This window comes from Acetobacter zythi, from assembly GCF_963921165.1.
Taxonomy (GTDB): domain Bacteria; phylum Pseudomonadota; class Alphaproteobacteria; order Acetobacterales; family Acetobacteraceae; genus Acetobacter.
In genome coordinates this window covers 14891-34506 of record NZ_CAWUEO010000048.1, presented here as the reverse complement: position 1 = coordinate 34506, position 19616 = coordinate 14891, and the positions used below count along the sequence as shown (strand labels likewise).

General features: G+C 51.7%; 17 protein-coding genes. 10 read left to right on the top strand and 7 right to left on the bottom strand.

Going from position 1 to position 19616, the window contains the following annotated elements; all coding sequences use genetic code 11:
- Nucleotides 1-9: 9 nt before the first annotated feature.
- Entirely contained in the window at nt 10-480 is a 471-nt protein-coding gene (locus AABE20_RS13930) for an SH3 domain-containing protein (RefSeq protein WP_338333650.1), read from the bottom strand.
- A 130-nt stretch (nt 481-610) separates the two neighbouring features.
- Between AABE20_RS13930 and AABE20_RS13925 the strand changes: the two genes are divergently transcribed.
- Nucleotides 611-1552 carry a DsbC family protein gene (locus AABE20_RS13925; RefSeq protein ID WP_338333649.1) on the top strand — a complete coding sequence of 314 codons (942 nt, stop codon included), beginning with the start codon at nt 611-613 and terminating at the stop codon, nt 1550-1552.
- Nucleotides 1549-2001, top strand: a complete 453-nt coding sequence (locus tag AABE20_RS13920; RefSeq protein ID WP_338333648.1) for a hypothetical protein — start codon at nt 1549-1551, stop codon at nt 1999-2001. The genes AABE20_RS13925 and AABE20_RS13920 overlap by 4 nt, the downstream gene beginning before the upstream one ends.
- Nucleotides 2002-2098: 97 nt before the next feature.
- Here AABE20_RS13920 and AABE20_RS13915 read toward each other — a convergent pair whose 3' ends face one another.
- From AABE20_RS13915 to AABE20_RS13890, 6 genes are all read right to left on the bottom strand, one after another.
- Complete coding sequence (locus AABE20_RS13915) at nt 2099-2353, bottom strand: hypothetical protein (RefSeq protein WP_338333647.1); 255 nt, start codon at nt 2351-2353, stop codon at nt 2099-2101.
- Nucleotides 2354-2620: 267 nt separating this feature from the next.
- Nucleotides 2621-3058 (bottom strand): hypothetical protein, encoded by a 438-nt coding sequence (locus AABE20_RS13910; protein ID WP_338333646.1) that lies wholly within the window; start codon nt 3056-3058, stop codon nt 2621-2623.
- 18 nt (nt 3059-3076) lie between these two features.
- Complete coding sequence (locus AABE20_RS13905; RefSeq protein WP_338333645.1) at nt 3077-5398, bottom strand: DotA/TraY family protein; 2322 nt, start codon at nt 5396-5398, stop codon at nt 3077-3079.
- Nucleotides 5399-5401: 3 nt separating this feature from the next.
- Complete coding sequence (locus tag AABE20_RS13900; RefSeq protein WP_338333644.1) at nt 5402-6922, bottom strand: hypothetical protein; 1521 nt, start codon at nt 6920-6922, stop codon at nt 5402-5404.
- A gap of 15 nt (nt 6923-6937) precedes the next feature.
- Complete coding sequence (locus tag AABE20_RS13895; RefSeq protein WP_338333643.1) at nt 6938-8089, bottom strand: hypothetical protein; 1152 nt, start codon at nt 8087-8089, stop codon at nt 6938-6940.
- Complete coding sequence (locus tag AABE20_RS13890) at nt 8086-8664, bottom strand: hypothetical protein (RefSeq protein ID WP_338333642.1); 579 nt, start codon at nt 8662-8664, stop codon at nt 8086-8088. The genes AABE20_RS13895 and AABE20_RS13890 overlap by 4 nt, the downstream gene beginning before the upstream one ends.
- A gap of 1266 nt (nt 8665-9930) precedes the next feature.
- Here AABE20_RS13890 and AABE20_RS13885 point away from each other — a divergent pair.
- The 8 genes from AABE20_RS13885 (at nt 9931) to AABE20_RS13850 (ending at nt 19561) form a co-directional block, all read left to right on the top strand.
- Nucleotides 9931-10578, top strand: coding sequence for a DotI/IcmL/TraM family protein (locus tag AABE20_RS13885; protein ID WP_338333641.1), 648 nt, complete (start codon nt 9931-9933; stop codon nt 10576-10578).
- A complete protein-coding gene (locus AABE20_RS13880; protein WP_338333640.1) occupies nt 10579-11508 on the top strand; it encodes a DotH/IcmK family type IV secretion protein in 930 nt (309 codons plus the stop codon). It begins immediately after the preceding gene.
- Complete coding sequence (locus AABE20_RS13875; protein WP_338333639.1) at nt 11501-12730, top strand: DotG/IcmE/VirB10 family type IV secretion system protein; 1230 nt, start codon at nt 11501-11503, stop codon at nt 12728-12730. Before AABE20_RS13880 ends, AABE20_RS13875 begins: the two co-directional genes overlap by 8 nt.
- Before the next feature lie 50 nt (nt 12731-12780).
- Entirely contained in the window at nt 12781-13971 is a 1191-nt protein-coding gene (locus tag AABE20_RS13870; RefSeq protein ID WP_338333638.1) for a hypothetical protein, read from the top strand.
- Nucleotides 13972-13987: 16 nt separating this feature from the next.
- The gene (locus tag AABE20_RS13865) at nt 13988-14539 is read left to right on the top strand and encodes a hypothetical protein (RefSeq protein ID WP_338333637.1); all 552 of its coding nucleotides are present in this window, start codon (nt 13988-13990) and stop codon (nt 14537-14539) included.
- Between the two features lie 29 nt (nt 14540-14568).
- Nucleotides 14569-14958 carry a hypothetical protein gene (locus AABE20_RS13860; RefSeq protein ID WP_338333636.1) on the top strand — a complete coding sequence of 130 codons (390 nt, stop codon included), beginning with the start codon at nt 14569-14571 and terminating at the stop codon, nt 14956-14958.
- A gap of 538 nt (nt 14959-15496) precedes the next feature.
- Nucleotides 15497-18571, top strand: a complete 3075-nt coding sequence (locus AABE20_RS13855; RefSeq protein WP_338333635.1) for a type IV secretion protein DotO — start codon at nt 15497-15499, stop codon at nt 18569-18571.
- A gap of 75 nt (nt 18572-18646) precedes the next feature.
- Nucleotides 18647-19561: a TrbG/VirB9 family P-type conjugative transfer protein gene (locus AABE20_RS13850; protein ID WP_338333634.1), complete on the top strand. Its 915-nt coding sequence runs from the start codon at nt 18647-18649 to the stop codon at nt 19559-19561.
- Nucleotides 19562-19616: the final 55 nt, after the last annotated feature.

The following is a 19616-nucleotide window of genomic DNA, read 5'->3' as shown; positions in this document are numbered from 1 at the left end:
GAGGAAACGCTACTGTTCTGGATGAGTGAACAGAACGGTTCCATCCGCCCGCTCTCCAGTAACAATACAGCCGACAGGGTGTTCCGGATTGAGTGGCTTATACGGACCGATGAGGTTGGCCTGAATCCATGCCGTATGCGTGCCATTAAGCAGAACCTGCCGCCAACCATTCATTTCCATGCTGGTCACGGCAAGCTGGGAGCCCGCACGTCCCACCTTTGTCGCATTGAAGTTGGGGGCCGAATACAAGGGCGTTGTTTCATCCTGCGGGCTCATGCAGGAGACCGGCATGGGTAAGACTTTCTCAGTATTCGCTGTGGCAGGTGGGTTTACCGGAGTGCCCCAGTCCCGTGGGCCAATATCTTGCATGCGTTCTTGCGACAGTCGATCCAGCTCGGCCGGTGTGGCGTGCTGGGCAAAAGCAGGTGGGGTTATTCCCATAAGGGTTATTGCTGCCGCCACCTTGGAGAATCTGCTCATAAGCAATGTCCTTCTTGTCTTCGGTTTCTAGTGTCATCATCGCATGAGAGGTTGTGAATAAAGCCGTTCGTGCTTTGTTCTTTACGCATTCACATCTCTCTTTGACACAATGGTCTCAAAGGAGACCGTCATGCGACACATTCTGTTAGCCACGTCAGTGGTTCTATTTCCTCAGTTGGCAAGCGCTGGACAATGCCAGACACCGCCCCCTATGGAACCTCCCGCGCCGCCGGTTAAGATCGTTGCCACGAGTGAAGGGACGACGATCCCACGTTTATTGAAGACTGAAGAGATCAATCAAAGCCCCGCTTTGCGTCGTATCGCCAGCCATGGAGCAACGATCTGGGAGATCGGTGACAGTATGTCCAATCATGGTCTGCGTGGCATCTTTGCCAGAAATGGGCAGACCTTCAGGACTTTCTACCTCACGCCAGATCTGCAGGCAGAGGTTGGTGGCGTCATGTGGGATGCACAGGGCCATAATATTACCCGCGATACAGTTTCCATGATTCCGGGCGTTATCCCAACGGTAAAATGGAACGCCGGGCAGCCCTCTCAGCCAAAAGTCGTGAGTGGACAACCGCCGGCCGAGGGCACGCACGCTGATGTCGCAAAGGTCATGGCTTCAGCCAGTTTTGGTCTTTATGGACATGCTGGTGCACCCCGACTGTATATGATTGTCGACCCACTTTGCCCCTGGTCAATCAGGGCGCTCCAAAGCCTCCAGTCATATGTCGACAACGGAAAGCTGGAGCTGGCGATCGTCCCGATTGCCATCAATGATTACGAAAACAACCACACCAGCACTCCGGCAGCGCAGGCCATGTTAAGCGTTGGACAAAGGCAAATGATTGGTGTCTGGCGGCAGATCATCGCACTGGACCATGCTCCAGAAGATGTCTCGTTGACTGAAACATCTGGTGCAAGCCTTCAGCTAAACCTTCAGAAAGCCCATACAGTTGGCCTGAGGGGGACCCCGACCATTGTCTGGCTGGACAAGTCGGGTGTCTCACACACCCAGTCAGGACTTCCTGATGATCTGAACGCGTTGATCGCGAGCATGACGCCATGAAAACCAGAAAAGGACTCAAGCGTCTTGGACGCGTTTCCCTGTGGTTGGCTTATCCACTTTATGGGCCTTTCACGAAAGGCATGTCACTTCTACGCACGGGCTCACATCTGGTGCGTAATCTGCCGGAGATGACTACAGAGGGGGTAACAGAAACAGTAGAAGAGATAACCGCTGACACACACGAAAGAACAAGAATACGGGTTAGAACCCGTAATTACGGTCTGTTCTGTGGGGTGTTATTGATGCTGATGAGTATGATGTGGCTCTACGATGTTTTCTGGGAAAACCAGTTCATCTTTGGCCCTGCCAGCATCGAACTGGCAGCCGTCATCATTATGCTGTCTGGGCAGTTTCTTTCTTTTAGTTTTTCCAACTGGACAATCCGACGTGGCCAGTCAGGAAGCTTTGCGGAATTTATGTCCAACGGCCGAAATCTCTGGCCCAGATAAGAGCATCAACGTCTCGGGCCAGTTTCGACTTTTATGCTGCGGGTGTGGCAGACTTTTTGAGCATCCATAATGACAAGTACCAAAAGTTGCCAACGCCTCAAGCCCGCATCATGCCCTCGGACTTGGGGTCACGCGTATATTCCTTGGCAATATTACCCTTGGCATCAACAATCCCCATGCGTTGAAGTGCCGCACGAGCAGCTGTTTTGCTTTTGGTATTGGCTTCGGTCTGCTTCTTGATTGCTTCAAGAATTGCCTGACGGGTATCAATTTTCATAGGGAGAGGATAAACGCAAACGACCGGCGGGTCATTATGAATCGCCTGTGTTTCAAAAAGTCCCAGCGTGATCACTCGCCTGATTTACGCTCCACTTTGCGTGTTCGTAATCTGGGCGACCTGACTGATCGACGGGATCGTTCGGTTTTACGATTGAACCATCATACGAGCCAACTGACGGAGACCAGTTGGCCGGGGCTGAGCCATAAGGGGCATAGGGGTCGTAAAGAGCCTGGGCCACTTTGGGTGGCTTGAGAGGACGGCTTGAGCCGGTGTGGAGATTTCCCTCAGCACAGGCGGAAAGGGACAGAAGAGCAAGCGCAGAAACAATAAAGCGAACTTTCATGCTCCTTGAGCCTTGGCTAGTTTGTTATATTTTTCAAGTAACGCATTATACTTACGGATAATTATGTTTTTCTCAGAAACCTTTTGATTAAAATCATCGATTACTTCATTTTTCTCAGCATTTTCTTTATTAAACTTGTCGGATAATTTGTTGTAGTCAGCAATAAGCTTGCCGTAATGGGCCTTCCAAGCTTTTTCGCGGGCTTCTTTTTCAGCTTCAAGCTCTGCAATCCGCGCTTTAGCCGCAGTCAGCTTATCGTTTACTCTATAGGAGAATTTTTTGAACTCATCCCGGTTAATGGTCAGGATTGTGCAGTTTTGCTCTAAAAAAGATATCTTTTCCATTGCCTCACGGTAGTCAGCCGCAGGCACGGAGCCTCTGGAAAGAGTCCGGTTAATACGTTGCAGCTGGTCTAACGCAAAGATGTCACCCATAGTAAAACTCCTTAAACGCTAGACCTCAATAGGTACTTCATCCATTTGCGCTTTAGTGTTTGAATCCATTTTAGGCGTTCCGTTCTCATTCTGTTTACCACCTCCACCCGAGCCTTGTGAAGAGTTATCTGACGTGTTTTTCACAACAGATTTGGTGGCCTCAGAGGCAGTATCAACACCTTTCTTAACCGGGTCCTGACTATTCTGAACAAATGCATCGGCATCGACCCGGCCGATAGAGTGAAATCCGACCATATCTGGCAGGTGATGCGGCAAGGTTGAGATGAGGCGGAAAGACAATGTGGCCGTTGTCATCTCAAGGGTGACATAAAGCCCCATTAACACGAGGATACCGATGAAATTATCAACCAGATAGCCGTTATCAAAAACGAATCCACAGGCAATCACGAAACTCTTCATGATAATCCAGGACATGCCAGAGAAAATGGTATAGCTGCAAATCATGCCAACAACCATCATGGATGGTCTGAACAGAATGGTGAAGAGAATTTCATAGCCTCTAATTCCTTTCCCATGGATACCATCCCCGGCGAAGGTCATATGGGCCAGAAACCATAGAGGGGCGGCGGCCATGGCCTCCACGACCAGTACCAGCCACCCGGCCACCCCCGCATACCAGAACAGGCAAGGTGTCATGGGAAGGATGTAGGCCAGTGTTACCCCTGGAGCCATCAGCATAAAAGCCGCTGTAAACAGCGGCACCAGCAAGGCCGTAACAACGCCTGTAAAGGTGGCCGCCGCTGCGGCCGCTGCTGCTGCACCAAAATTACCGGTCGCAAGACTGACAACGCCAGCGGCCGCTGATGCCGAGCTGCTCGACGCAATGGCCGATGCACCAATGATGGTCAGAGCCAGCATAATAAGAAAATGGCCCAGACCAAGCATATTGCTCAGCGGATCAGTCCATCCGGTGCCCGCACTTGGAATAACCAGATAGTTCATGATCGTTACAAAAGTCTTTTCGGAAAGACCGGTGTAGCGGAGAACTTTATCTAAAACACCCGGGACATCCTGACTGACAACAGAATTCGCAAACAACTGGGGAGAAGCAGACGGCGCATAGGACTGATCGGTCGTGACCAGCATTTCGTCCTGTTTTGCCATATACCCCATGATGGATAGGAGGAAGGGGGCAAGATCGGAGGATAGATATCCCCCAACACCTGCCCATGACGGTTTCTGGACTGACGGCGTGATGGCTGAGATAGCCTGCACCTCGGCATTTAAGCGCGATATTTCCAGATAATATGCCCCCAACCCCGTCCAGCCGAGATTCTTCATGAAAACTATGCCTGAATCTTCGCTCCCATTGTCACTCCCCGCAGCCCGGATTTTTGCAATCGCAGAGGACGATATGGCGGTCAATCGCCCTGAGAAATATTGGCTCTGGCTTGTAAAAACAGAATTGAGCGTGTTGAGGACTTTTACATCTCGCGTCTCCCAAAGAGCTTTGGCAATCCTCTCGGTGTTAGGGCGTATGTTCGATATGAGCTGTTTTAGGGCTGCAACACGCATGTTCCCTTCGGCACTGAAATCAATCGTGCTCAAACTCTTCTGAGTAGTCGCCAAACTCAACTGGGCTGAGACCTGCCCTGTCGCGGCCATGGAAATCTTGCCGCAGGCAGGGATAGCCTGTGCGTCACCCTGAGCCATGTCATATGAAACAGTCACCCTGAACGCTTCTTTGGTACCGATCGATACCTCTGGAGCAGGAACCAGATTGCTGTTGTTTCCAGCGATATTGATCAAACTTCGGCAGAGTTCGCTATTGATGACACCCTGCACAATCTGCCGTGAGCCCGGAATGATTGGAGCGGAGAGTGGGAGTGCTTTTGGCCCCACGCTGTCAATCACAATATCCTTGAGTGTCCTCCCCATGCCAATACTGACCTTGGCGGTCTTCATGATCAGATCCTGCCCAAGGGAATACCCGCCGTTAGTGGATACCGGGGCCATCATGATGATAGCCCCAATAACTCTGATGGGAACCCAGCCGGAAAAACTGGCGGATAATATTTTCCCACTCTCCGCCGTTTTATGAATCTGAATAATGGTCGAATAAAACAGCCAGACTGCTGCAATGATTCCTACATATGCGGAAAACCATTCCAGCATAAGGCCAGTTGTTGTCTGTGTGGCACCATCCATAGGGAAGAGGCTGTCAAGAATCTGGCTGGTAAAATCATTACCTGCATCCAAAGCCGCCCATGACACGCTCGAAGGCGTAACATCAGCATAGGCCGGATGTGCCATGAGAGGTAGGAGCGCCAAAGACATGAGAATGCCCGACGCTATGCCTTTTAGAATGGTGCCACGCATTATTCAGGCTCCCATGGAAGGGCCACTATCCCGCCCTTGCTCCTGCTGATGATTTAAGCCCAAAAAATCGCGGGTTTTCTCCACAAGCTTCTCAACGATATGGCCAATGGTCTGAACAAGATTTTTCCCCGGCTCAACGCCTGGAACATTTTCCATTTCCAGGCCGGCCTCTCCAACACGCTGCTCCGCCATTTTCACGGCAGGATCGTCGGTAGCCCCCCGTTCGGCAGCTTCAGCCTGCATCGACAGAACATTGCGTCTCATGTTCGTCATGGAGCCAACAAGCTTTTCAAAAGAGTTTTTGACATCAGGATTATTCTGGCGCTCCTGCATGAATTCCTGACCAAGAGCCTGGTGTTGCCCCCCAGGACCCATTTCCGACAGAATTTTAGGAATGGTCTTGCCTTCCTGACTGGCGGTTGCTTCCAGTTTTTTGAAAAATGGCGCGGCCGCATTCTTCAAGGCCTGATAATTTTTACGGCTTTGTTCAATATCCGTGTCAACACTCTGGATAAGCTTGTTGATACGCCGCGTATCAGTTTCCGCCTGATGGGTAGCCCCCCATGAAGCGAACCGACTGGCGGCACGAGACATAATACTGCCCGCGGCCGGCGCTACCGCAGGGGCTGCCTGCACGGCTTTGACTGTTGAGGGTTCAGCAACAGTTTCAGCCTTTGGCTCCGGCCGTGCCTGCTGGGAAGGGGTTCGGGTGTTACGCTGTGTCTGCTGGTCAGGCTTTCCCGTCTGGGATGCGTCCTGCTGCTGGCTATCCGGGGCAGGCGTGTCGATATCGGGTTCCTGTTCTTCTCGACTAGCGTTGTTTTCCTTATTGTTTTTTCTGATGGCCTTATCATCTTCCTCGGTTAAACCTCCAGAAGGCTGCGGCTCTTCAGAAGGCTGGGGTTCATGTTCATGGGCTGGTTGACTAGTCTGATCTGGCGCGAATGGCTCAGAGACCAGTTCTGGTTCATCCAATTCAGGCGCAGGAAAAACCTCGGCCGTGGCCGGCATAACCGGCTCGGGCTGTGCGACCTCTGGAGCCGGAACCTGCCCTGTAGCGTCCATCACCCTATCGCTGAGATGCTGTGTCGCCATTGCGATCATCATAGCCGTCTGTCGTTCGGGCGCTATCTCGGCCACTTCCATGGCCGTTGAGCGGATCATGGAAACCAGCTGCTGGTCAGCAAGCTCCAGTGTATTGCCGAGCATACGGTTAAGATCCGGGTTGGTCAGGCCAGGATACTGCCCGGCCATCTGGGTCAGGCCCGCCTGAAATATTGGAGAAAGAGCTGGCTGCTGATTTGTCCCACTGAATTTCGACCAATCCTGCACAAGCCATGCGACCTGTGTCAGATATTTTGGATCATTCTCAAGGGACGGGTCTTTCTCAAGCCTTTCACGCAGATCAGCCAATTCTTTAGCAAGTCCGCGTTGATCTTCAGGAATGCTGTTCTGCTGATTTTGAAGGGTGTCCAACAGGTTGGTCAAGGTTGTGGCGGGACTGGCCGCAAGTGTTTCAGACACAATGCTTTCCAATACTTACTGGGGATTAGGAACAGGGAGGGGAGAGAAGCGGCTAAGGTTTTTGTCCGCCTCTATTGCGAGCCGCTTGGCTGTAGCCAGCGCGGTCTTCTGCTGGAGTTTGAGTTGCTGCCAAAGCAGCCAGTTGCGTTGCGCATCCAGCAGAGCAATCTGTATGAGAACTGATTTTTCACTCGGCATGGCCTGAAGATCGGCCTGCCAGTCAGTACCAGAATAGCGCCGGTTCACTTCGAGATCAGTGGCCTCCCACAAACTGCCAACGTCAGTCTGGGTAATCCCTTCTCTTTTGGCTTCGGCTTTTTGGCTGGCCGTCAGTGTTACTGTGCCTGCACGCCAGCTCAGAACATCATGCCCAATATTATGTGCAAGGGAGATTGCCGCATTATAGGACCGACGCCCGGGCATCGCCTGTTGGCCATCTGGAGTTGTTATGGCGTTGCCGCGCATTGCGGCCGGGACAACCGGCTGAATGAGAGTGGTTTCATAATCATTGGCCCGATCGATAGCTTTCTGATCGGCGTATACTGGTGGGGTCAGCAGACTTGACGCGTTCTGATCCGCACCTTTCATGGGGTCTTCAGTGAGTGAACACAGGCCCGCTTCTGCCTCGGCATCATCACAATATTTAGAGAAATGTAGAGTGTTATTAGCCTGTGAAGCTTGCCCGGCTCCCACCCATGACGGAGTGTTACGCGAGGCCCTCGTCCGGCTATTTTTAGTCACGTCCAGTGCCAGAGCGACATCACCGGCCTGTCTGGCTGCAACCACCGTAGCCTGACCGCCTTCCAGGTTGAGGCAATCCTGACGGTTGACTGCATGCTCGTCCATAATGTGGGCGTTAATAACGTCACGGCTCAGGCGAGCATTAACCATATTGTTTGCATCGGAAAGCTGTTCCTGCGCGCCAACCTGAGCTTTGGTGTAATTGGTAAGCTGCTGAAACCCTTTCACCATGGCATTATTCCCATCGACAACGGATCCATTGAGGATCTTATGGGTCGACTGGACGACGGAATTCATTGCACTTTGCAGGGCTGTTATCGCAGCAATAATGGGACCGGCATCACCAAGGGCACTGGCCGGTTTGCTTGGCATAAAAGTGCCAAGAGTAAAGACAGCCAGGATTACGAGCGTTTGGAGCAGCTTCACAGCGAACCTCCCGACAGCCCGAAAGCCTGAGACGCATCGCCAAGGGAATACCCATCTGGAAGCTGAAGACTCCCGTTGACATCATAGGAGTTTCTGCCGTCCGAATAGCTACTCGTGCCACTGGAGTTGATTCCGGTGTTGATGAGTTCATCACCGCCACCGCCAAAATTCAGTGTTGGACATATTGATCCAGCACCAAGGCCAAGGTTGAAATTGTCATCAAAATTCGACACGTTCAGGCCACATTGCGCCGCACTCTCCATTGTGTCCCACACGTTGGATAGTTCGTCGCAAATCTTGCCCATCGCAGATTGCGCTATAGAGGCGATGTCCAATCCGTTTGTAAGAACGTCCAGACCCAGACCGTTAAAAAAGTTTCCAAGACAGGTAAACTTGGTCACTGATTCCGGCTGCTGGATCATGGCGTCATCAGTTTTGATCTGGGCAGCTTTTCCAGTTGCCGCGGCCTGCACTAAAGCCTTGCACCCAGAGGTATCTGCCCGGGAGAGAGATGGCACGACAAGTACCATCCCTATCATCGCCCCATAGATACACAGCTTTTGGGGCCACATCATTCTCCTTCCTCCTGGTCAGAAGAAGGATGCTGGCGCGCATTGGCAGGTTCACCGGGAAGAACAATCGTTAGCAGCAGATCCTGAGCATAATCCCGCGACAACCATGTATTGGGGTCGCGTGCAGATTTGGACACTTTTGACGTTTCAGGCATCTGACAGAACTCATCTCTATGATCGGTTCTGTCAGAATACGGGGTTCAGTTGTGAATACAGACACGACACACTGCCAAAATAGTTTTTAGAGAGTTTGCGCGGCACGAATTTGAGTAAATTGGCTATGCGCGGAGTACATGGCGAACATGCAGGAAAGTGAACCGAAGCAAAAAATGGTAATATATCTACAATTTCCCAAACAGGATATTTATGGTTCGGTTTCGCGCGATGGCAAAAATATGATGCTTTATTCCAGACACCTATGATACGGGAATAAAGATATTCCAGATGCGCAGAGCAGGAGCCAATCATGTTCAAAGCTGCCAGAGCAGCCATCAGGGGGAAATTTTCGGCCCCCAGGCAAAAAGCGCTTCAAGCTTTTGCGTTTCTTGAGAACAACACTGGCGGGTCCGACAAACGGCCACGCTGGAGCCGCGATGAAGAGAGCTATCTTTCGCGCTCTTACCCCAAAGGGACGGATGTCGGGTTTATTGCAGGTTTGATCGGGCGCCCGATATCTGCCGTGCGGCGCAAAGCCCTTCGTTTGGGTGTACATCGACCGCGTAGCGGTCGGGCGGCAAATGCCGCCAATCCAATGAACGCCCCCCCCCCCCGCACATTTCTGAACTAGATTCAACCCTACATCGCGGATTTCTTTACTTTTTTGCCCCTCACTCGAGGTCAAACAAAGGTCGCGTTATCTGGACCAACGAGGCAATCGCCACGCTGGCGGCCCTTTGGAAACGTCTATATTCCCCCACATGCATCGCTCAGTTTTTCGGACTGAAAACAACGGCAGTTGCCGAGGCCGCCAGACGCGCAGGCCTTCCTGACCGGCGGGGTCTGCCGATCCTTAGCACTTGCAAGCATAGAGACCCTTTCGCAGAACCTGAAAATCAGACGCTCGTCAGTATGATGGTGCAAAAATTTTGTCGCCTGACGGGGAAGCTATTTTTTGTACGTCCGCGTGACAGAAAAACAGTTCATTTCAGCTTGCAAGGCAAACTAGCACTCAACCGCAGGCAAGCTGAGGTAGACGCATGGGAAATTGATTTTCCTGTTAACACCACAACAGGCGATTACGCACATCAGTCTCAGCTAAGCTTCGCCTGAATGAAAAACACGTACGAAGCGGTTACCCGCAGATTGAATGATCCGTCATTTTCTAAACAGGTCATCAAGTGTGTTCTTCTGGGATTTGCATGCTCACTGGTCACAAATACTCTGACTGGCAGTGCTTTAATTTATGAAATAACGCACAGACCTCTGGTTAAATACATATATCATGACTCGTTTGGTAAGCCGCGCGAATTGATCGTGACGGACCATGCGTATTTCTCGGATGCCGAGATTACCAATTGGACCACTAACAAAGTAACTGAACTCTACACAATGAATTGGCTCGACTATGCGCCACATCTTGATGCATCCAGCAAGGATTTTACTGTTGATGCATGGAATACATGGGGACAGGCTTTCAAAGGGCCTGGGAACATAGAATTCATTAAAACCAAACAGATCATCATGACCGCTTCCTTAAAAAGTGCAGCCATAGTCGTAGATGAAGGGAAAAATAGGCAGGGAGATTACGAGTGGCACGTCGCATTTCCTATGTATCTGCGATGGATAAACGCCGCAGGCGAAAAAACCGATGTTCTGTCGGTCAATGTCACAGTTACCCGTACGAATGATCCTCTACATCCCGATGGCCGGGTCATCTCTGAACTCAATGCCCCTCGCGCGACAAATGGCGGTGAATAAATGCTTCGTCATGTCCCTATGGCCGCGTTTATCGCTGGAATTGCGCTGAGTGTACCGCTCTGCGCCCTTGCCCAACATGACACAGCCAATGAGCATAATCAGGTTGATCCCATTTATTCCCTGCCACCACCACCTAATGTCGTAAACAGCCTCTATGAGCGTTTCGACGCAGGACAAAGAGCACTAGACGGCACAGATGACCCTCATCGGCTTGTCAGCCCTGCGTCCCGGTCGGTGTCCATATCCTTTACGTCCGGTTCTCAAATCAACATCATCCGGATCGCACAGGACTACCCATCGTCGATTTCATTTGTCGACATTACGGGACAACCATGGCCAATCGCATGGGACATCACCACTAAAAAGAATGGTGGTTGCGACGAAAAAGGCGATGGACATAACGCATCAGTCCGAGCGGTCGGCATAAGCGCCTGCGTTCCTGAGGCCGGATCCAATGTCCTCCAGCTCACCCCCATTTCCAGATATGCCCACGGTGGCATCCTGGTCAGTCTCAAAGATGCTCCTAAGCCAGTCAGTTTCCTGATCGTGGCGGGAACTGGAGCGTATGATGCGGACATGACGGCACGGGTCAATAAGCGTGGGCCTAATGCCAAAGATATTGTCAGCACAGACCCTGAAGCACCGTCCACGGGTTCTTCCCTGATGCACGATATTCTTGACGGGACACCCCCGGCAGAAGCCGTGCCTATGCTGGTATCCGGGGTAAACCCGGATGATCTCAGGGCATGGAAAATCGCAAACAAGATTTATCTCAGGACAACCTATCAACTGACATCGCCCGCATTTAGCGATCACCAGAGTCTCTACGATACCACCGCTTACGAAGTGCCCAACACGTCACGGTTGTTGGTTTCGTCAGCAACGAAGCAGGGAATACCTGTGTCATTAAGGGAAGATAGCCATGAGTGACGCTGAGGAAGTGGATGCAAAATCTCCGCTACGAGCCAGCTTTGAAAGCTCACGCTCACTCTTAAAATCTCTCATTGCTTTAGCCATTTTCGGTGTGGTGGTTTTTTATTACTTTAGTCACCGCATAGTGGGAAAACCGCACTCAGCGGAGCTGCCTGCTCCTGCGATGGTTAGCCCGGCAGGGGGGAACACCCAGATTAAAAAACTGGATCAGCTTGCCTCTCAACAGGATCAGCAGGCCTCCCTTGAAGCTCAGAAATCTGGGAAATCCTACACAGCATCCCTTACTGGAAAAGAGCTCCCCTCTCCCGCGATTATTCCTGAACTTGGTGCTGGCACAACAAAACCACATAAAACAGAACCATCTGTTGCCCAGACAGATAAGCCTGCTCAACCGGCATCATCCAATCCGTTCATTGATCCTGTAGGCCCCAGAAACATAACGCCCCGTAATGAACGGTCTGGCACAACAGCCACGCAGCATCTGTCTACTCAGGCAGAAGTCGAATTGCTTGAGGCATGGGCGGGTCGGCCGGCATCAATCGAACGTGTCAGCACCAATTACAAAAGCCCGGTAAACCGCTTTGTTGGTAGCGACAAGGATGTATCCACGCATACGGTGACTGCGACATCCGTGGGAAATGTGAGCGCCGACAGTGGAAAATCAAAAACCCACGCCACATTGCTTTTAGCCGGGGGAAGAGGCGTTTATGGCCATTCCGTCCTAACGTCGAATAGTGACCTCGGCCACGAAGTGCTCGTCGAAGTTGATACCGGACCATTCAGAAAGGCCCGGATCAGCGGCACGTTCTCAATGCAGAATGATAAACTGATCATCAAATTCAACACCCTGATGATAGGTGATAACGACCCAATATCCGTCTCTGCATATGCTGTATCGCCGGAAACGGCCGAGACGGGTGTCGCCTCTGAAGTCAATGAACATCTGGCTACCAGAATAATACTTCCTGCCGCCTCAGCTTTTGTTCAGGGGCTTGGGAACGCCATGATGAGCGCCAACACATCGAGCTATACTGGTGGGTATGGCATGACCTCCTTCACGCATCTCAATATTGCCCAGCAAATGGGTGCGGCAGCCGGAAACCTCGGACAGGAGATGGGACAACTGCTGCAAAAGCAGACCCCGCAGACGGCCACCGTCAAGCTGGATAAGGGCGATACGGTCGGAATCCTGTTCGATCAGCCCGTTTACGGTCCCTGACCGTATTCACAACTGAACAAGCGATAATGAAAAAAAAGGAGTTTCCCCCCATGCGAGGTAACGTCATGACGCTTCAGCCTGAAAATTCTTCCGTGACTATGTTGCGCACAAATACCAAAGAAAATCCCAGCCCTGATTCTCCACAGGGCAAGTCACAGGCAGAGGACACAAACTCTACCCCTCCTTCTTCAAGGGAAGATGGCGGCCCTGAGCTTTCCTCCAGCAAACAGACGGACACGGACGCCGTAAAGTCCGCAAGCACTTTCAATCTGGCCAGGCTTAAAAACCCAGCCTGTCTTCTTGTCGCATCAGCTGCTGCGATTTTCATTGGAACAAAGGCAACAGGGATTCAACTTCCTTTCCTGGGGCAAAATTCCACGAAGGCTGTTGTCGCCATCCAGCCAGTCCAGCGGAATATGTCGGATATAACGCCCCCGGATATGGCGCTGACACCTGTCCCCCCTGCTGCGCAGAAAACTTTACTGCCACCGCCAGCCCCTCACATTGAAACGGTGCAGGCACAGAGCAAAACTCCCCTTCAACCTTTGCTCGTACCTCCCTCCCCTGCCATGGCGGATGCAGCTGCTCTGGTAGCTCCCTCTGAGGCAGACCATGTGGCCACAGGAAAAACCACTCCTGATGTTCACGCCGTTTCTGATACCCATTTTGAAAACCGTATGGATACCGCCACGGCCCTGAATCACCCGAACGATGTCCAACCGCAAAATCAGGACAGTGCCAGTGACCGTCTCTTCATTGAGATGCATCGGCAATTGACCGATATGTCCAATCAGATGAAAGAGCTTCAGGCCAAGCTGGATACAACGCAGCAGGCTCTTAATGACCGCATTTCAACTGGCCTTGGTAAAATAGATGGCCGTCTGGATGAATTGCAGCACCGCGAAGATCTGATCGAAAGTCAGAAACGTCCAGAACCCACTTCGTCTTCACAGGGAACCACACCCAAAGCTGCGCCGACTGATACCAGGGCAAACCCTGTGTCCACAGCACTCAGTGACCATCACACTGTCAAAAAAATCACCAAGGACCCCACACCAGCCCCGCTTCCCCATTACAGCGTACAGGCCGGAGCACCAGATATTGCCATCCTGATGGACAGTTCCGGAACCCCCTTACGTGTGCAGCCGGGGAGCAACATTGATGGATGGGGAAATGTTCTTGCTGTGATGCCTGCGGGCAATGGATGGGTCGTCAAAACTGAACATGGCATCATTCGATAAGGAGAGAGAGAGGAAGATGGAAGCCCTATTTTCCTTCGCACAGGAAATTGGTAACTCTCTGGCCTATCTGTTGCCAACACTGTGTTACGTCACGGGCTCATCTTTCCTGTTAGGCAGCGTCTACGGCATTTACAGTCGCGGCAAAGGAGAGAACGGCCCAGCCAGCAACCTTTTTGTTTGCGCGGCTCTGTTTACCGTTGGTGCGTCGTTCCTGTCATTCCCTGACTTTCTGAACATGGGAAATAAATCACTGGGTTTCACCACCACCGCCAGTATGTCTGGAAGTGATGCGACACCTATGAAGTTTTCCGCACAGGATATTCAAACAGGAATTAACAAAGGCCCCACAGCTTTGCTGGTCGCCTTTTTGCATCTCTTCCGGATGTATTTCGCCTGCTACGGCGCTCTGTTGGTTTACTGGGGCATGATCCGGCAGGTCGGTCGGATGAAAGGACAAAACAACACGTCTACATCAGTGAACTTACTGATCATTGTCGGTTCGTTCATTCTGATGAACGCAGATACGGTTGCCGCTGCAACATGTAAAAAACTTGGATACCTCACCTGAGCCAGTCGCCAAACTCTTCAGAGGAAAATATGCGTAAATTGATTACAAAGAAAAATATATACCTCCTGTTGTTTGTCTCGGTCGTCATGGTGTCAATACTACCTGAGTATGCCCATGCTCAGGCTATTGATGAAATGGCCGCACGAGCAACAGAACACGCCAATAATGCCTTCGGTTACATCTTGAACTCATTTTGTTTCATCGTTGGCGGAAGTCTACTCGCGGCAGGAATACTATCGCTTTATCAGAAACATAGGAACAATAACGCTGGAACCAGCATGTCCTATATTGCCGGTGCATTCCTGTGTGGTGGTTTCCTGATCGGATTTCCATTTGTGGTCAGGACGGCAAGCTTCACTTTCTGGGATGCCACAACAGTAGTTACTGGCGAACAGCATAAGATGCAGTTTGATCAATAACATGACGGACTTTATACACCACTGTCTTGCCCCACGTGGATCTCTGACTCTGTCCTCAGAGACCTTCAGCCCACAAACACAATGCTCCTGTTGTGGTGAAATGGGTACCAGTGTTTCTGCCTCTGGTGCAAAACTCTGTATCGTCTGTGCCCCAGCGTTCTGTGTCGACGAACCTGACACTGATAAGGTCAGCACTCTGATCTGGCTCCCACAAATTGATCAGGGCTTTGTGAGCCGCCTGCTACGATCGGCATATCAGGCTCGATATGTGCCGGCGTCCTCGCCTCCCGCAGCCGTTGAGCGCGCCTCAAGAGCTTATGACATACTGACGGAACTCGAGAACCTCAGATCTGTAGCAAAACAGATAATTGGTACAGACCGGATTAGTGTCCTGCGCAAACTGATCCCTGAAATCCCGCAGTATAATCTCTTTTTGCGTAGCAAACGCGTCTCGGGTCTACGTGTCCTGCCGCTCGCACCATGGTTCGACTTCCATGGAGAGGATTTCAGGGCACTCTCTACTTCCCGGAAGTGACCTATGTTCAAATCCTCCTCCAAAAAGAAAAATAAGCCTGTAACCTCCTTCAAGGAAGTCACATCGTCAGGCTTCAAACCATTTGAATCTTTCCTGCGTACCTGCGCCTGGATATCTGCGCTAACGGGTAAAGATCTCGCATCCTTTTGTGATCTTGCTACCACTGATGAAAAGTCTCTCATTACCTTCAAAGGGGATTTTGTTACCCTGCTCAAAGTTGGTGGCCTGCAACGCCTTGCGAGCAAGGGTGAAGTTGAAGCCGCGGCCGAGCAGCTTCGCATTGATCTGGCCGGAGTATTCAAAGAGACCGGTCATGCCATGCAATTCAGTTACATCTCTGATCCAGATGCTTCTGAATACATCCGGGACAACATCAACGAACGCCGCACTATCGCCAATGCACTTGAGGCGGACTTCGAAGACATTTTCACTGAGCGTGAAAGGGTACTTACCCCTTACATGCGACAGGAACGCATCTGGCTTGTCCTATGGAGTAGAAAAGGCTGTCTTTCAAAAGCCGAACTTTCCATTGCCCACAAACGTCTGAAAAAAGCACGGCTTAACCTGCCTAACTTCGGAGACGCCCAAAATCCATTACTGGGATCTCCTGAACTCGCAACGGTCCATAATGCTTTTGTCGAACATGTAATGAAGGTCTTCTCCAGTAGAGGTGTGCTTCTCAATGCATTACCACCAAAAGCTGCATTGAAGGTTATTCGGAAAGAAATCTATCCCGAAACAGCAGGTGAGGACTGGTCCCCCATCACCCCCTCTGATCTTCCTCCTGACATTATTCCTGAAACTGACCGGCCTGCCGATGTCAGTGCTGCACTCTGGCCACCATTACGTGAGCAGATATTCAAAGAGGATGCCTACACCCCTGACTTTCAGACCATCCGGCTAGGGTGTTCCGACTGGACGCCAGTGGACATGACAATGGTTTCTGAGGAAGTGCGGCCATTCACCGAGTTGACTTCCCATCTTGCCCACTACCGCCTTCCATGGCGCGTTACCATGCATGTTGAAGGCGTCAGGCCTTCTTATATGGTTTGGAAAGAGCATGTCTCAACCCTGCTCCGTTTTGGCAAGAACCGGGCTGTCTATGATGCACTGCAGGATATTGCTCAAAGACGGGCCCGTAGAGAAGCCGTTGTCAAACTCCGGGTATCCTTTGCGACATCTGCTACCGCAGGAGACGCTGACACATTGCGCACGCGCGCATCAAGACTAGAACAGGGGATCAACGGCTGGGGCGGCGCTCAGGCGACACGTCAGTGTGGCGACCCCCTCGAAGGGACAATGTCTTCCGTGCCCGGTATTGCGCTGGCGTCAACAGCGCCGCCTACAGCCGCACCATTGGACAAAACTCTTACCATGGCGCCATGGGCCCGACCGGCAAGACCATGGGAACATGGCGCCACCTTATTAAGAGCTGCTGATGGACGGATCGTCCCCTTTGATCCAGCTGGGAACGGACGTGACGCCGTTCTCGACCTCTTTGTCGCACCGTCTCGGCGCGGTAAATCCATGCTGGCCAACACGCTGCTTCTCGCTACTGTCCTCAGTACGGCCACACTGACCGATACAGGTGTCCAACTTCCCCTGATCGGGAAGTTGGACATTGGTGATGCGACAAGTGGTTTCATCGACCTTATTGTCCATGGCCTGCCGCCAGAACATGCCCATCGGGCCATCTACATCCCGTTCGAGCTCAAACCCGAACATGCCTATAATATCTTTGATACCGAGGCATGCTATCGCAGACCCCTGACATATCACCTCGGGTTTCTCAAAAATTTCCTCTCGTTAATCTGCATGCCCGTGGATAAAATTCCCTTTGAAGGCATGGACCAGATTATCCACGCTGCCATTGAAACAGTTTACGACCTTTATTCCGATGGTCCATCCGGGCGCCCCAAACCCTATCGTCAGACAGAAAACAGGCTGTTGGATGAGGAACTGGACAAACTGGGCTACCCTTTTGACCGCTCCACCACATGGTGGGATATCGCTGATTTTTTCGGCAAGCGAGGCGACATCCGCCTTGCCCGTATGGCGACACAGCATGCTGTGCCCGTGATTGAAGATCTTCTTGAGGCCATTCAGGAAGATAGGGTTTGGAGTAATTATGGCTCCAACACCCCCACGGCCGGACAGGAGAAAGGGCTGGAAATTTTCCGCCGCTACATAATATCATTCATTGGACAATACCCGACACTCAACAGAACCACCCAGCTTGATCTGGGTGATGCACGAATTGTCGCATTGGACATCCACCGTGTAGCCCCCGAAGGGGCCGCGAACGAACGTCAGACAGAACTCATGTATCTCATGGGTTTTCAGATTATCTCCCGCAACTTCTTTCTTGACCCGGAAGATGCCGAGCATGCTCCGGAATTCGTACGCGACATCCATCGCAAGCGCTTCAGGGAGTTTCGTGAAAGTTTCAAACGACTTGAATGTGATGAGTTCCAACGCACAATCAAAGCACCGTTTATTCGACAACAGTTTGAAGAAGCCGCGCGCCGTGCCGCGAAGCTTAACGTTAAAATTGGCCTTACAAGCCAGAAAATCACAGATTTTGGTGAATACCTGACCCAACATTCAACCGGGCGTTTCATCCTTGGGGTCGCCAACCCCGAAGAAGCTACTGAAGTGTCCACTCTTCTGGGTTTAAGCGAAGCGGCCACAGCTATTGTCCATCACGGTCTTAAAGGACCCAACAAAAACGGTACTGGCTCTCCGCTCATTCTTCAGATCCTGGTGAATAACCAGATGTATGAAATGTACCTTCTAAACATGCTTGGTCCTATCGAATTATGGGCTTTGTCCACTCATCCGGAAGATGTCGCACTCCGCAAGCGCGTCTATGCCGCCCTCGGTTCTGGTGAAGCTCGCCGCAGGTTGGCTCGTGTGTTTCCCAGAGGATCAGCATCTGACGAAATTGGTCGCCGCCGCAATGAGATGATCCGGCAGGGAACAGATTCTGCGCAGGCTCTGGGGGGTGTGATCACACAGATCAGTAAAGAAATCTGTGACGCAATCGGAATTGGCGCGCTCCTCAGGGAAGCGGCATAGGCCCGTGCGCGTATTCACAACCTGATGTCGGATACTGGGTATATGAAACGATGCTCAGTAGTCCTCATGGTGGTCATGCCACTCTTCGGATGCGGGTCGGCTGAAAACGCCGCTCCCGTAACCGTTGCAACACCGGGTCTTCCATCACCCGAACACGCATTACAGGATAGCCTGGATCGTGTGCATGCTTTCATGGCGAGCCTGAATGAGCGCCTTGATAAACCTGCGCTCGTAACTGGGTCATTCCCCCACCCTGCCGATGTCGCTCCAGTCAGCACATCAGCCGGTGCGACAAAAACAATTATCCAACTTACGCCCCCTCACCTTTCGGCCATACCTCTCGTTGGGAAGGGAGGGATCACATGGTTCGCGTTTGGCGATGGGACGCCAACCATAACCTGTCGTTATCCGGATATCTGCATTGTTCGCCTAGATCGTGGTGAAACTGCGACCCAGACAGATCTGAGCGTCGATGACGCGACAAACTGGCATGCCGATCTGGTGAGAGGAAGTAAAGGCATTCATGAGGGTTGGGCCATAGCCCTCTCGCCTGGTGTCAACGCTACACAGACCCCCCTAACCCTTAAAGCCAGTGAACATACCTACAGAATACTTCTGAGTGCTCAAAGTCCGAGCATGAAAACTGTCGCTTTCACCCATTCGCCGGGTGAAGCCCTAAGTCAACCCGAGATCACACTCAAAACAGGTCTGACCGGTACTCCTGACTTTGCCTATCACATGAGCGGATCTGCCCCATGGAAACCCATGCGGGTCTACCGCGAAGCTGGACACACATACATCCAGTTCCCCCCTGGCGGAATTACTGCCGCACCACGCCTGATCGTGCTCTCACCCAAAGCTAAAAACACTCAGGACTACACAATCGTTGGAGACTCTTACGTCATTCCAAGAGCAGTCGATGACGCCCTGCTCATTGGGAATGGGCCAGAAGCTCCGCAAATCCACATAACCCATGGAGGTACGGAGTGAACCGCCTCGCCCGTCATATTACAACAGGTGCCCTGTTAGTTATGGTCTCAGGATG